General features: G+C 70.0%; 13 protein-coding genes. 9 read left to right on the top strand and 4 right to left on the bottom strand.

The genetic code is table 11. The annotated features are described in order from the left end of the window. Window positions 1-192: 192 nt before the first annotated feature. Window positions 193-1,323, bottom strand: coding sequence for a glycosyltransferase family 4 protein (locus BM430_RS23120; protein WP_093569597.1), 1,131 nt, complete (start codon window positions 1,321-1,323; stop codon window positions 193-195). A 347-nt stretch (window positions 1,324-1,670) separates the two neighbouring features. On the opposite strand from BM430_RS23120, the gene rpmI reads away from it, so the two are divergent. From rpmI to BM430_RS23085, 7 genes are all read left to right on the top strand, one after another. Beyond that, a complete protein-coding gene (gene rpmI, locus BM430_RS23115) occupies window positions 1,671-1,874 on the top strand; it encodes a 50S ribosomal protein L35 (RefSeq protein WP_007561407.1) in 204 nt (67 codons plus the stop codon). 68 nt (window positions 1,875-1,942) lie between these two features. Next, a complete protein-coding gene (gene rplT, locus BM430_RS23110; protein ID WP_093569596.1) occupies window positions 1,943-2,323 on the top strand; it encodes a 50S ribosomal protein L20 in 381 nt (126 codons plus the stop codon). Between the two features lie 169 nt (window positions 2,324-2,492). After that, entirely contained in the window at window positions 2,493-3,575 is a 1,083-nt protein-coding gene (gene pheS, locus BM430_RS23105) for a phenylalanine--tRNA ligase subunit alpha (protein ID WP_093569595.1), read from the top strand. A gap of 40 nt (window positions 3,576-3,615) precedes the next feature. Next, window positions 3,616-3,939, top strand: coding sequence for a hypothetical protein (locus BM430_RS23100; protein WP_093569594.1), 324 nt, complete (start codon window positions 3,616-3,618; stop codon window positions 3,937-3,939). Continuing rightward, window positions 3,939-4,424 (top strand): hypothetical protein, encoded by a 486-nt coding sequence (locus BM430_RS23095; protein WP_093569593.1) that lies wholly within the window; start codon window positions 3,939-3,941, stop codon window positions 4,422-4,424. Before BM430_RS23100 ends, BM430_RS23095 begins: the two co-directional genes overlap by 1 nt. An 18-nt stretch (window positions 4,425-4,442) precedes the next feature. Continuing rightward, window positions 4,443-6,866, top strand: a complete 2,424-nt coding sequence (pheT, locus tag BM430_RS23090; protein ID WP_093569592.1) for a phenylalanine--tRNA ligase subunit beta — start codon at window positions 4,443-4,445, stop codon at window positions 6,864-6,866. Window positions 6,867-6,921: 55 nt separating this feature from the next. Continuing rightward, window positions 6,922-7,872: a DUF1186 domain-containing protein gene (locus BM430_RS23085; RefSeq protein WP_093569644.1), complete on the top strand. Its 951-nt coding sequence runs from the start codon at window positions 6,922-6,924 to the stop codon at window positions 7,870-7,872. A 34-nt stretch (window positions 7,873-7,906) separates the two neighbouring features. Here the strand turns inward: BM430_RS23085 and BM430_RS23080 are convergent, their stop codons facing one another. After that, the gene (locus BM430_RS23080; RefSeq protein ID WP_093569591.1) at window positions 7,907-8,317 is read right to left on the bottom strand and encodes a hypothetical protein; all 411 of its coding nucleotides are present in this window, start codon (window positions 8,315-8,317) and stop codon (window positions 7,907-7,909) included. 27 nt (window positions 8,318-8,344) lie between these two features. After that, window positions 8,345-9,124 carry a HesA/MoeB/ThiF family protein gene (gene moeB / locus BM430_RS23075; protein WP_093569590.1) on the bottom strand — a complete coding sequence of 260 codons (780 nt, stop codon included), beginning with the start codon at window positions 9,122-9,124 and terminating at the stop codon, window positions 8,345-8,347. Between the two features lie 171 nt (window positions 9,125-9,295). Here moeB and dapE point away from each other — a divergent pair, with 171 nt between their 5' ends. Further along, window positions 9,296-10,483 carry a succinyl-diaminopimelate desuccinylase gene (dapE, locus tag BM430_RS23070; protein WP_093569589.1) on the top strand — a complete coding sequence of 396 codons (1,188 nt, stop codon included), beginning with the start codon at window positions 9,296-9,298 and terminating at the stop codon, window positions 10,481-10,483. 51 nt (window positions 10,484-10,534) lie between these two features. Next, window positions 10,535-11,104, top strand: a complete 570-nt coding sequence (locus BM430_RS23065) for a hypothetical protein (RefSeq protein WP_093569588.1) — start codon at window positions 10,535-10,537, stop codon at window positions 11,102-11,104. Between the two features lie 27 nt (window positions 11,105-11,131). On the opposite strand, the gene BM430_RS23060 is transcribed toward BM430_RS23065, so the two are convergent. Beyond that, window positions 11,132-11,656 (bottom strand): coiled-coil domain-containing protein, encoded by a 525-nt coding sequence (locus tag BM430_RS23060; RefSeq protein ID WP_093569643.1) that lies wholly within the window; start codon window positions 11,654-11,656, stop codon window positions 11,132-11,134. Window positions 11,657-11,731: the final 75 nt, after the last annotated feature.

The raw sequence follows: 11,731 nt of genomic DNA, 5'->3' as shown, positions 1-11,731 counted from the left end.
CAGCAAAGGACATGGCGCGCCTTTTTCCCTCCCCGCAGAGGGGGGAGGGGGAAAGCCTGCGCCATTCTTTTCCTTGGACAGCTCTGCTGGCGATTGATCTTTGGAGATCGGCGAAAATGCCTCGTGCCCAAAAAAGAAGCCCGGCCCCCTCTCGGGGACCGGGCCTCGTCTTCGTCAGGACCGTGAAGCGGATCAGACCGCGCGGAGCACCGGATGCGCCACGCCGTTGGCCGCGCCGTTCAGCGCCGCGGGCGCCCCGATGGTCAGGCCCGGGATCTTGATCGCGTCGAGGTCACCCGCGAGCAGCGACTCGTAGGCGGCCACGTAGGAGCGGGCCATGACGCTCGCGGTGAAGCGGGTCTCGAAGTAGCGGCGCACGCCCTCGCGGCTCATCGCCTTGCAGGTCTCGACCGCGGCGATCGCCTCGTCCATCGACTCGACGACCACGCCCGACACGCCGTCCTTGATGACCTCCGGCACGGAGCCGTTGCGCCACGCGATCACCGGGGTGCCGGCCGACATCGCCTCGATCATCACCAGGCCGAAGGGCTCCGGCCAGTCGATCGGGAAGGTCAGCGCCAGGGCGTTGCCCAGAAACTCGTGCTTCTGGTCCTCGTTGATCTCGCCGATATACTCGATCAGCGGATGGTGGGTCATCGGCTCGATGACCTCGTCCCAGTATTCCTGGTCCGCCTTGTCGACCTTGGCGGCGATCTTCAGCTTCACGCCGGAGGCCTTGGCGATCTCGATCGCGCGGTCGGGCCGCTTCTCGGGCGAGATGCGGCCGAGGAAGGCGAGGTAGCCGCCGTCCTTCGGGTTGGGCGAGAAGCGGCAATTCTCCGCCGGCAGGCCGTGATGGATGGTCTGCAGCCAGTTGGCGTTCTCGGGCATCGGCCCGCGCTGATGGTCAGAGATCGACACGAGCGGCATGCCCGTGAAGGTGCGGTAGACCGGCATGAAGTCCGGCACGTCGAGCCGCCCGTGCAGGGTGGTGACGCACTTGTGGTTCAGGTCCTCGAACAGCGGGTACTGCAGGAGGTCGATGTGGAAGTGGATGACGTCGAACTCGTCCGCGCGCCGGCGCAGGTGATAGAGCATGGCGAGGTGGCTGGCGACGTGGTCGCGGATGCCGGCGAGCCGCAGGCCCTCGGGGCAGCAGGCGACCAGCTTGGCGCTCGTCTCCGAGTCGCCGCTCGCGAACAGCGTCACGTCGTGGCCCTGCCGGACCAGCTCCTCGGTGAGCCACGAGACGACACGCTCGGTGCCGCCGTAGAACTTCGGCGGAACGGCCTCCGCGAGAGGGGCTACCTGGGCAATGCGCACGACGGATTCTCCTGAGACGCCAAACGGGGGCGGTTCACGTTGGCGGGGATCAAGCAGGATGGGGCCTGAGCGGGACATGAACGAAACCGCGCACCCACGCTTATGGTTCCGGTGCGATGCACAACGCCACCGCGCGGGTCTGGCCGTGCACACCTCGCACAGGCAAGCGCGGCCCGACGATACGACGATTGCGCGACGCTCCGCTCCCTGCTATAGCGCGCCCCTCACCGAACCGCCCGGCCGTGAGGGCTGCCGTGGCGGTTCGTGTCGCTCCACATCGTCGATCGCGTGATCGTCGGGACCCGCCCGTGGCGGATCCCCGGTGGAGTTCGCGTCAGGAGAGCAAAATGCCCAAGCTGAAGACCAAGTCGGGCGCCAAGAAGCGCTTCAAGATCACCGGGACCGGCAAGGTCATGTACGCCCAGGCCGGCAAGCGCCACGGCATGATCAAGCGGACCACGAAGCAGATCCGCAACCTGCGCGGCACGACCACCCTGTTCGAGGGCGACGCCGCCAACGTGAAGAAGTACTTCCTGCCGAACGCCCGGTAAGAACCGGCTTCGCGCCAGGAAGACGCTTCGTCCGTAAATCTGTTTCGTAGAATCCTCAGGAGATCACCATGGCCCGCGTCAAGCGCGGCGTGACCAGCCACGCCAAGCACAAGAAGGTTTTCAAGGCCGCCAAGGGCTATTACGGCCGGCGCAAGAACACGATCCGGATCGCCAAGCAGGCGGTCGAGAAGGGCATGCAGTATGCCTACCGCGATCGTAAGAACAAGAAGCGCAACTTCCGCGCCCTGTGGATCCAGCGCATCAACGCCGCGGTCCGTCCGCACGGCCTGACCTACTCGCGCTTCATCGACGGCCTGGCCAAGTCCGGCGTCCAGGTCGACCGCAAGGCCCTGTCGGAGCTCGCCATCCACGAGCCGGCGGCCTTCGTCGCCGTGGTCGAGAAGGCGAAGTCCGCCCTGCCGGCCGAGCTCGTCAAGAACGCGGCGTAAGGCCGGTCCTACGGTCCCGCCCCCTCAGGCGGGCCCGACCTGTCGAGACTGCACCATCACGGCCCGCATGCGCGGGCCGTTTTGCGTTGGGCAGGCTCTTTCCCACCCCCGGGTTGACGGAGCGGGGCGGCGCGTTGCAGGGCATCCGCGAGCCCCGATTGAGCAGACCATGACCGATCTCACCAGTCTCGAAACCGATCTCCTCGCCAAGGTCGCCGACGCCGCCGACGAGGCGGCCCTCGACGGCGTGCGCGTCGCGGCCCTCGGCAAGAAGGGCGCCGTCTCCGAGCTGCTGAAGACCTTAGGCGGCATGTCGCCTGAGGCGCGCAAGGAGCAGGGCCCGCTGATCAACGGTCTGCGCGACCGGGTCCAGGGCGCGATCCAGTCGCGGCGCGACACCCTCGCCGAAGCCGCGCTCTCCGCGCGCCTCGTCGCCGAGCGGGTCGACGTGACCCTGCCGGTGCGCGAGGGGCCGGAGACGCGCGGCCGCATCCATCCGATCACCCAGGTGATGGACGAGATCACGGCGATCTTCGGCGACATGGGCTTCTCGATCGCCGAAGGGCCGGACGTCGAGACCGACGACCTGAACTTCACCGCGCTCAACTTCCCCGAGGGCCATCCGGCCCGGGAGATGCACGACACCTTCTTCCTGCGGCCCGACCGTGACGGGAAGCGCAAGCTCCTGCGCACCCACACCTCGCCGGTCCAGGTCCGCACCATGCGCTCCGTGCAGCCGCCGATCCGGGTGATCTGCCCGGGGCGCACCTACCGGCACGATTCCGACCAGACCCACACCCCGATGTTCCACCAGGTCGAAGGCCTGGTGATCGACAAGCAGGCGAACATCGCCCACCTGAAGTGGATCCTGGAGGAGTTCTGCAAGGCGTTCTTCGAGGTCGACAGCGTGAAGATGCGCTTCCGGCCGTCGTTCTTCCCCTTCACCGAGCCTTCGGCCGAGGTCGACATCCAGTGCTCGCGCAAGGGCGGCGAGATCCGCTTCGGCGAGGGCGACGACTGGCTCGAGATCCTCGGCTGCGGCATGGTCCACCCGAACGTGCTGCGGAACTGTGGGCTCGATCCGGACAGCGTCCAGGGCTTCGCCTGGGGCATGGGCATCGACCGGATCGCGATGCTCAAATACGGCATGCCGGACCTGCGCCCGTTCTTCGAGGCCGACGTGCGCTGGCTCGAGCATTACGGTTTCCGGCCGCTGGACATCCCGAGCCTGGTCGGCGGCCTGACCGGCTGACGTTGCTATCAGAGATCGACCTGCCCTCACGAGGCATCCGATGACCGAGACCGAGATCCTGGCGATCGCCGACGAGGTCCTGACCCGACACCTCGCCGCCTCCGGCTACGAGCGGGCGGAGCTGCGCGCGGGCTACGACCATGACGACGATCCGGCTTTGCTCTTCACTGCCTACTTCAAGCCCGGCTCTGAGGCGGCCGGCGGGGCGGAATCCAGCGCCGCCCAAGTGGCGCTGCGGATGACGCTGCTCGGGAAGGGGGAGGAGCGCTTCCCCTACATCCGGTTCATCTACGCGGACGATTTCGCGGGCGACGATGACGACGAAGACGATGAAATCGAATGGGATAAGGAAGAGGGCGCGTGATGCCGCGCCTCGGCAATGCCCTCGTCTACGATCTCCTCGCCGTCGCCGACCTGCTCGCGGAGCAGCGCGGGCGCCACAACTTGCAGAGGGCCGCAATGCGGCGCGCCGTCAGCAGCGCGTACTACGCCGTCTTCCACGGGGTCTGCTTCGTCTGCACGCGCGCGCTCGGCCTGTGGAGGCGCGACACTGCATTGACAGAACCGGTCTACCGGCTGCTCGACCACGCGCAGATCAGAAAACGGCTGAGCGGGCGCGAGGCCGCCGAGATCGGCCCGGTCGTCGCCACGATCGGCATCGATTTCGCCGAACTGCAGGCGCTTCGCCACTTGGCGGATTACAGCTCTCCGAGACTCGACGTCAGCCGCGAGGAAGCGCGCAACGCGATCGCTCGCGCCCGGAAGACCGTCGCCGACCTCGAATCCCTCGACGACGACCAGAGCCGCCGCCTGGCCGTCCTCCTCATCACGAAGACCCGGCTCGCCTGAGCCGAGAGGTTTAGCCCCATGAAATTCACCCTCTCCTGGCTCAAGGACCACCTCGACACCGACGCCTCCCTCGACCTGATCGTCGAGACGCTGACCCGCATCGGGCTGGAGGTCGAGCGCGTCGAGGACAAGGCCGCGGGTCTCTCGGCCTACCGCATCGCCGCGGTGCTCACCGCCGAGCAGCACCCGAATGCCGACCGGCTGCGGGTCTGCACCGTCGATACGGGTGAAGGTACCCCCGTGCAGGTGGTCTGCGGCGCGCCGAACGCGCGGGCCGGCATGAAGACCGTGTTCGCGCCTCCCGGCACCTACGTGCCGGGCAAGAACATCACCCTGTCGGTCGGCGTGATCCGCGGCGTCGAGAGCCGCGGCATGCTGTGCTCCGGGTCCGAGCTCGGCCTGTCGGACGACCATGACGGCATCCTCGATCTGCCGGCCGAGGCGCCGGTCGGCCAGCCCTACGCGGCCTTCGCCGGCCTCGACGACCCGGTGATCGAGATCAACCTGACGCCGAACCGGCCCGACTGCACCGGCATCCACGGCATCGCCCGCGACCTCGCGGCGGCCGGCCTTGGCACTCTCAAGCGCGAGCAGCTGGCGCCGGTCCGCGGCGAGGGCGCCTGCCCGGTCGCGGTCACCCGCGACTTCGCCCCGGATGACGCGCATCTCTGCCCGCTCTTCGGTCTGCGGCTGGTGCGCGGCGTCAAGAACGGGCCGTCGCCCGAGTGGATGCGCCGGCGCCTGGCCGCGATCGGCCTGCGGCCGATCAATGCCCTCGTCGACATCACCAACTACGTCACCTTCGACCGCGGCCGGCCGCTCCACGTCTTCGATGCCGCCAAGGTGAAGGGCAACCTCACCGTGCGCCGCGCCCGCGACGGCGAGGAAGTGCTCGCCCTCGACGGCCGCACCTACCGGCTCGACGACGGCGCGATCGTCATCGCCGACGAGAACGGCGTCGAATCGATCGCCGGCATCATGGGTGGCGAGCATTCGGGCTGCGACGAGGGCACGACCGACGTGCTGATCGAATCGGCCCTGTGGGACCCGCTCACCATTGCCCGCACCGGCCGGCGCCTCGGCATCGTGACCGATGCCCGCTACCGCTTCGAGCGCGGGGTCGACCCGGCCTTCGCCCTGCCGGGCCTCGATCTCGCGACGAAGCTGGTGCTCGACCTCTGCGGCGGCACCCCGAGCCAGGCTACCGTCTCTGGCGAGGTGCCGGACACCGACCGCATCATCGACTTCCCGTGGACCGAGGTACGCCGGCTGTCGGGCCTCGACCTGCCGCGGCCGGAGATGAAGGTGACGCTGGAATCCCTCGGTTTCCACGTCGCCGGCTCGGGCGACAGGGCCAAGGTGCTCTCGCCGTCCTGGCGCCCCGACGTCGAGGGCAAGGCCGACCTCGTCGAGGAGATCGTGCGCATCGCCGGCCTCGACCGGATCGAGCCGAAGCCCCTGCCGCGGATCGAGGCGACCGTCATCCGCCCGGTGCTGACCGTGATGCAGAAGCGCACCCGGCAGGCCAAGCGCGAATTCGCCGCCCGCGGCCTCGTCGAGGCGGTGACCTGGTCGTTCATCGCGCATGACGACGCGACCCTGTTCGGCGGCGGCAAGCCGGAGCTGGCGCTGGCGAACCCAATCGCCGCCGATCTCTCGGACATGCGCCCGAGCCTGGTGCCGGGCCTTGCCCGCGCCGCGCAGCGCAACGCCGACCGCGGATACGGCGACGTCGCCCTGTTCGAGGTCGGCCAGTGCTTCGCCTCCGACCAGCCCGAGGGCCAGACCACCAAGGCGACCGCGCTCCGCCGCGGCTCCGCCCGCCACGGCGGCGCCGGCCGGCACTGGGACGGCGCGTCGCGCCCCGTCGACGCCTTCGAGGCCAAGGCCGACGCGCTGGCGCTGCTGACCAGCCTCGGCGTGCCGACCGGCGGTCTGCAGGTCGTGGCCGGCGGGCCGGACTGGCTGCATCCCGGCCGCTCCGGCACGCTGCAATTCGGGCCGCGCAACCCCGTCGGGTTCTTCGGCGAATTGCATCCGCGGGTCCTGAAGGCCCTCGACATCAAGGGCCCGGTGGTGGTCTGCGAGATCACGCTGGACGCCCTGCCGCTGCCGAAGCACCGGCCGACCAAGATGAAGCCGGCGGCGGCACTTCCCGACTTCCAGCCGCTCACCCGCGACTTCGCCTTCGTGGTCGCCCGCACCGTCTCGGCGGGCGACATCCTGAAGGCGGCGCAAGCGGCCGAGCGCACCCTCGTCACCGGCATCGAGGTGTTCGACGTCTACGAAGGCGCCGGCATCGGCGAGGACCAGAAGTCCGTCGCCGTGGCGGTCCGGCTCCAGCCGACCGACCGCACCCTCACCGATGCGGAGATCGAGGCGGTGAGCCAGAAGATCGTCGCCGAGGTGACGCGCAAGACCGGTGCGACCCTGCGGGGTTGATTGCGGAACGAACCGGCGGCGCCTCGGGCGCCGCCGACCGGGCGAGGAGGCGGGCATGACGGACGACACGGACAAGACGGATATCGGGCTCGTGCAGGAGCTCTCCCGGGCGATCCACCTGCCGGAGGACGCCCTGCGTCGGGCGGCGGCGGACCCGGAGACGATCACCGTCCCGGTCCTCATCTTCCTCTACCGCGCCGCGGCGGCCGGCCTCGAGGAGGGCACCGAGCCGCTGAACGACGCCGAAGCGAACGTGCTGTTCTGGGGCATCCACGTCCTGGCCTCGATCGGCGAGAGCCGGATCCACGAGCCCCTGATGCGCCTCCTGTGCCGCGATGACGACGCGATCTCGTCGGCGCTCGGGGAAGACTATCCGATCACCCTTGCGGGCCTGATCGCCAGCACCTTCGACGGCGATGTCGACCGTCTGCTCGCCGCCATCGCCGGCGACGCGCCTGACGGCCTCGTGCGGATGGAGCTGTTCCACGCCCTGGCGCTGCTGACCGCCGACGGCGACATCGACCGCGAGACCGTCCGCGCCTTCCTGGTCCGCTTCGACGACGAGCGCCTGGGCGATTCCGACGAGGAGGCGTGGCAGGGCTGGGAGGATGCCGTCGCGCTGCTCGGCTTCGACGACCTTGTTCCCCGCCTCAAGGCGGCGCGCAAGGACGGCCGCAACACCGGCCTCTTCATCGACTTCGAGTCGGTGCAGGAGGCCCTGAAGGAGGCCCGCCTGCGGCCGAAGAGCCGCGAGCGCTTCAACGAGATGCAGGTCGGCTACCTCGACGACCTGATCGGGGCGCTGGAGCACACCCGCGAGGGCGCCGACGCGCACCGGCCCGACCTCGACGAGGACGGCTACCCGATCCCCGAGCGCAACCCCTACCGCGACGTCGGCCGCAACGATCCGTGCCCCTGCGGCAGCGGCAAGAAGTTCAAGAAGTGCTGCCTCGACAAGGTCGAGCAGGGCCTCGGCGCCCTGCCGCCGTTGCCGCCGGCGCGCTGAGCGGGTGCTTCGGCTCTCCGCGCCCCGTCGGAACTCACCGCGCGTACGAGAAGGTCGCGCACAAGCCGGGGCCGGATTCTCTCGTCGGGAGGGTGTCGCCGGTGAACGCCGCGAGGGTGAGCCTGCGGCCGTCGTCGCCCCGGTAGGCGACGATCCAACGGACCGGCGCTCCGCAGAGCCGGTTGCCGCGCAGGAGCACGGGATCGACCGGTTTCGTCACCCGCAGGATGCGGGCCGGTACCGGACCCGTCAGGGTGCCGAAGGCCGGGACGTCGGCGGCGACGGCGAGCGGCAGGGACTTGCCCGCCGCGACGAGCCGCGTCGGCGAGAGGGTGATGTCGCCGGTGATCGCCATGGCGGTCCGGCTCAGCGCCGACCAGCGCTCGACGCCGGGCGCCGCGAGGGCAGGATTCACCGTGAGCGCCGACAGGAGCGTTGCCGCCACTCGCCTCATCCGATCCTCCCGCGCGTCTCAGCCTTCCGTCCCGCTCAGCGGGTTGCCCGGGTCCCAGGCATAGGACAGCGTCTCGAAGCGTAGGGAGCGGGCATCGACCATCAGCAGGCGGCCGACCAGGGGTTCGCCGAAGCCGGCGACGGCGCGGATGATCTCCAGCGCCATCAGCGAGCCCATCAGCCCGGCGAGCGCACCGAGCACCCCGGCCTCGGCGCAGGTCGGCACCGAGCCGGCCGGCGGCGGGCTCGGAAAGAGGCAGCGATAGGTCGGGTTCGGCCGTCCGTCCGGCCCGGTCTCGTGCGCCCGGATCGTGGTGAGCGAGCCGTCGAACTGGCCGAGTGCCGCGGTCACCAGCGGCCGGCGGGCGCGGTAGCACGCATCCGAGACGGCGTAGCGGGTCGAAAAATTGTCCGAGCCGTCGGCGACGAGGTCGTACGACGCGATCAGCGCCTCGGCATTCTCGGGTGTCAGGCGGGTGGCGTGGGTCTCGACCCGGACATTCGGGTTGAGCCGGGCGATCGCGTCCGCCGCGCTCTCGACCTTCGGCCGCCCGATGTCCGGCGTGCCGTGGATCACCTGGCGCTGGAGGTTCGAGAGCGAGACCGTGTCGTCGTCGACGATGCCGATCGTGCCGATCCCGGCCGCCGCCAGGTACTGGATCAGCGGCGCGCCCAAGCCCCCGGCACCGATCACCAGCACCCGCGCCGCCTTGAGGCGGACTTGGCCGGGGCCGCCGACCTCCCGCAGCACGATGTGGCGGGCGTAGCGTTCGATCTCGTCGGGGCTGAGCGCGGTCATGCGGCCTAGTTAGGCGAGACGCCGGTCGCCGGGAAGGGTCTTGGAGGGCAGGGGCTCAGAGAGCGAGGGTCTCTACGCGGCGGGGGCGTCGATCGCGGCGGTTCTCATCGGTGGCGTTCGGCGCTACGGCTCGCGGCCACCGAGCCTTCGACCTCTCTGCGGATACGCGCCGTGACCGATTCCCATTCCCCCCTCGCCCTGGCCCAGGGGCTGATCCGCTGCCCCTCCGTGACGCCGCACGAGGGCGGGGCGCTCGCCACTCTCGCGGGGATCCTCGGCGAGGCCGGGTTCACGGTCGAGCGCCCGGTCTTCTCGGAAGCGGGCACGCCGGACATCGAGAACCTCTTTGCCCGCATCGGCGAGGGGCCGTGCCTGCTGCTCGCCGGCCACACCGACGTGGTGCCGCCGGGCGATGCCGCGGCTTGGCGCCACGACCCCTTCGCCGGCACGGTCGAGGGCGGGGAGCTGTTCGGCCGCGGCGCCGTCGACATGAAGGGCGGCATCGCCTGCATGCTGGCGGCGGTGCTGGCCTTCCTCGCGCGGCGGGGGCCGGATTTCGGCGGCGCGATCGCGTTCCTGATCACCGGCGACGAGGAGGGACCGGCGGTCAACGGCACCGTCAAGCTCCTCGACTGGGCGCGCGAGCGCGGCGAGCGGTTCGGCCACTGCCTGCTCGGCGAGCCGACCAATCCCGATGCCTTGGGCGAGATGATCAAGATCGGCCGGCGCGGCTCGCTCACCGCGACCCTGACCGTGCATGGGGTGCAGGGCCACGTCGCCTATCCGCACCGGGCCGAGAACCCGATCCCGGGCCTTCTGCGCCTGGCGCAGGGGCTGCTGGCCAGTCCGCTCGATGCCGGGACAGTGCATTTCGACGCCTCGAACCTTGAATTCACCACGATGGATGTCGGCAATCCGGCGACCAACGTGATTCCGGCCGAGGCGCGGGCGACCTTCAACATCCGCTTCAACGACCTCTGGACGCCCGAGACACTGGCCGCCGAGCTGGAGCGGCGCCTGACGGAGGCGGCCGGCAACGCCGTGCGCTACAGCCTCGACGTGCGCCCGACCAACTCCGTCGCCTTCCTGACCGCGCCCGACGCCTTCGTCGAGCAGGTGGCCGACGCGATCGAGGCCGAGACCGGCCGCCGGCCCGTCCTCTCGACCACCGGCGGCACCTCGGATGCCCGCTTCATCAAGGACGCCTGCCCGGTGATCGAGTTCGGCCTCGTCGGGCAGACGATGCACCAGGTCGACGAGCGGGTGGCGGTGGCGGACCTCGATCGGCTGGCGGCGATCTACGGGCGGGTGCTGGAGGCGTATTTTCCTGCCAAGCCCGCGACGCCGCGCCAGGCTTGACCGGCATTAGACGAAAGTTGAATCTGGCGGCCTCGATGCTGGGGGCCGCCGATGTTCGTGAGCGCTGACGAGGTGACCCGCTCCCTGCGCGGCACCGCCGGCCTGATCGGCCGCCGGCCGGGGGCGCTCACCCATTTCGACGTGAGCGAGCGCGGCTTCTGGCGCTCCTTCGGGGCGGTCTGGCTCACGGCGCCGGCGGTGACGGTGGCGCTCGCCCTGGAGCGCGGGGGCGGCTGCGCGCCGTTCCAGCTCGACCACGTCACCGTGGCGGTCCTCGCTGGGTGGGCGGCGGGGTTCCTGGCAGTGCCGCTGGCGATGGTCGCGGTGCTGCGCCGTCTCGGCCGCACCCGGGCCTACGTACCCTTCGTCGTCGTGACCAACTGGTGCCTGGCGACGGGCCTCGCCGCCCTGGCGCTGCCGGGCTGCCTGCTGCTTCTCGATCTGGCGACGCCCGGCCTCGCGGCACTCGATGCCGGCGCTTTCCTGGTCGTGGTGCTGTGGCTGCACGCCCGGGCCGTCCGGGCGATCCTCGGCCTCTCGGGGCCGGTCGCGGCGCTGGTCACGCTCGCCTGCTTCGGACTGATCGCCGGCGTCGCCGGCGGGGTGCACACGCTGGTGTGAGCGGACGTCCGGTCGTCATGGCCGCGCTCAATGGCCGGCAGGTGGCAAATAGCGAAAGGCAGCGATCATGATGCCGATGCCGGCGGCGACCAGCGCCCCGAGCTTCACGGTCATCCGCTGTTCCAAGAGCTTCATGTCGGCTCGGCCCGCCGCCAAGCCGAGATCCACGCGGTGAGACAGGTCCGTGACCCTCTGGGAAAGGTCCGTGATTTTCACCTCAAGGCGACCTTTGGACTCCCGCAGATCCGCCTTGAGCCGATCCTCGGCCTCACGCAGGTCCGTCTTCAGCGAGGTCTCGACGTTCCGCAGATCCGTCCGTAGCGAGGCCTCGACTTTCCGCAGATCGGTCTTCAGCGAGGTCTCGACGTCCCGCAGGTCCGTCCGCAGCGCGACCTCGCTCTCCCGCAGGTCGGCCTTGGTCGCCAGCGACGCCAGATCCGAGTCGCGCCCGTCCCTCAACGCGCCCGTGATCGCCTCGGCCTGATCCTCCGAGAAGCCGGAGGCCTTGAGCCGGCGGACCATCGCATACGTATCGAAGGCGATGGCGGTCATGGTCGCTGGCTCGATTCCGGCGATGCTCACGATGCCAGAAACGCCGGACCCGGCCAAGCGCTTCAGTGACGCTAG

Origin of the sequence: Methylobacterium sp. 174MFSha1.1 (assembly GCF_900116815.1) — a bacterium.
Taxonomy (GTDB): Bacteria; Pseudomonadota; Alphaproteobacteria; order Rhizobiales; family Beijerinckiaceae; genus Methylobacterium.
This window is presented reverse-complemented; position numbering and strand designations above follow the sequence as displayed.

Coding starts and splice junctions, on each gene's coding strand:
- rpmI (WP_007561407.1), top strand. CDS start 1,671: ATGCCCAAGCTGAAGACCAAGTCGGGCGCCAAGAAGCGCTTCAAGATC.
- rplT (WP_093569596.1), top strand. CDS start 1,943: ATGGCCCGCGTCAAGCGCGGCGTGACCAGCCACGCCAAGCACAAGAAG.
- pheS (WP_093569595.1), top strand. CDS start 2,493: ATGACCGATCTCACCAGTCTCGAAACCGATCTCCTCGCCAAGGTCGCC.
- BM430_RS23100 (WP_093569594.1), top strand. CDS start 3,616: ATGACCGAGACCGAGATCCTGGCGATCGCCGACGAGGTCCTGACCCGA.
- BM430_RS23095 (WP_093569593.1), top strand. CDS start 3,939: ATGCCGCGCCTCGGCAATGCCCTCGTCTACGATCTCCTCGCCGTCGCC.
- pheT (WP_093569592.1), top strand. CDS start 4,443: ATGAAATTCACCCTCTCCTGGCTCAAGGACCACCTCGACACCGACGCC.
- BM430_RS23085 (WP_093569644.1), top strand. CDS start 6,922: ATGACGGACGACACGGACAAGACGGATATCGGGCTCGTGCAGGAGCTC.
- moeB (WP_093569590.1), bottom strand. CDS start 9,124: ATGACCGCGCTCAGCCCCGACGAGATCGAACGCTACGCCCGCCACATC.
- BM430_RS23065 (WP_093569588.1), top strand. CDS start 10,535: ATGTTCGTGAGCGCTGACGAGGTGACCCGCTCCCTGCGCGGCACCGCC.
- BM430_RS23060 (WP_093569643.1), bottom strand. CDS start 11,656: ATGACCGCCATCGCCTTCGATACGTATGCGATGGTCCGCCGGCTCAAG.